Genomic DNA, 1,249 nt, shown 5'->3' on the forward strand with positions numbered 1-1,249 from the left:
GCAACGGATGATATTTCTGGACGATATTGAATTTCGATTCATAAGGCCCCGGCGTTTTCACCAAGCGCTTTCCATCTTTGACGATCTCAATATTCGCCCCCTCTCGCGAGAATAACGGTTTGATGACATAATCGTTCAAACAAGTCACGTTTGGGTCATTAGCAAAATGGGCAGGCAAAAGATTGGGATGATTTGGAAAGCGTTCCCACAACAATGGCAAAAGTGCTTTATTGGATAAAATCGATTTCCACATGGGTTCTAGCCAGTTGACATTTGCAGTCGCTAAGTATTTCGCGTATTCCTCTTCAAACATGAATTCCCAAGGATAAAGTTTGAACATCCAACGAATGGCTCGTTCGTCCACATCCACAAATTTTCCGTCTTCCGTTACACCAATATCTTCGACGTGCACAAAAGCTGTCGCTAGCCCCGCCTCGCGCGCGCAATCTTCTAAATACTGGACAGTCGCTTTATCTTCTTCTGTGTACTTGCAACAGCTAAAGTGGAGAGTTTGTCCCGGTTGATATTTGGCTATCTCCGCAAAACGCTCAATTAGAAAGTCTTGAAGAATATTGAATTGATCCGCAGCTTGATGAATTCGACCTTTGTTAACTACATCTTCCAGCCACACCCACTGCCAAAAACCCGTTTCAAACAAACTTGTCGGTGTATCGGCATTGTTTTCGAGTAGCTTTGCTGGTGATGTTCCGTTATACGCAAAATCCAAACGAGAATAGAGCGAAGGCTCTTTTCGTTGCCACGAAGACGCTACCTGTTCCCACATCAACTCAGGAATCGCACATTTCGTCAGTAGTTGCTCACAGCGAACCACCTCATCCACAATAGACAAGCACATCTGATGCAGTTCTTCAGTGGGAGATTCTAGGTCGTGCTCGATTTGCTCCAGCGTAAATTGATAGTAAGCACTCTCATCCCAATACGGTTGCCCATACATAGAATGAAAACCAAAACCAAACTGGCGTGCTAATTCACGCCAGTTTTCTCGTTCTTGTATCTCTCGTCGAAACATAATCAACCGCCACGACTGACCGAAACCGCTTTCCCGAATCCACCTCGAGACATGGCTCTACCAATAGTTCCGCCCCCACGTTTGTTTAAACTACTGGTCGCGACTTTGGTCGACTGGTTACGATATGAGCCAAAAAACTGGCCTGCACCGTTATAAAACTTGGACTTATAGCGGTACATCGGTTCCGAATAATAACTCTTGTTGTAACCTTTCAAGATC

The 1,249-nt window shown here is 44.9% G+C and carries 2 protein-coding genes; both read right to left on the minus strand.

Annotated features, from left to right (window positions below; translation table 11 throughout):
* A partial coding sequence (locus R7070_RS25625; protein ID WP_318141443.1) for a glutathionylspermidine synthase family protein occupies positions 1 to 1,030 on the minus strand: 1,030 nt, incomplete at its 3' end.
* 2 nt (positions 1,031 to 1,032) lie between these two features.
* On the minus strand, positions 1,033 to 1,249 hold a 217-nt coding region (locus tag R7070_RS25630), incomplete at its 5' end, for a DUF1190 domain-containing protein (RefSeq protein WP_411912996.1).

It is taken from the genome of Vibrio sp. 1557 (assembly GCF_033340175.1).
Taxonomy (GTDB): domain Bacteria; phylum Pseudomonadota; class Gammaproteobacteria; order Enterobacterales; family Vibrionaceae; genus Vibrio; species Vibrio alginolyticus.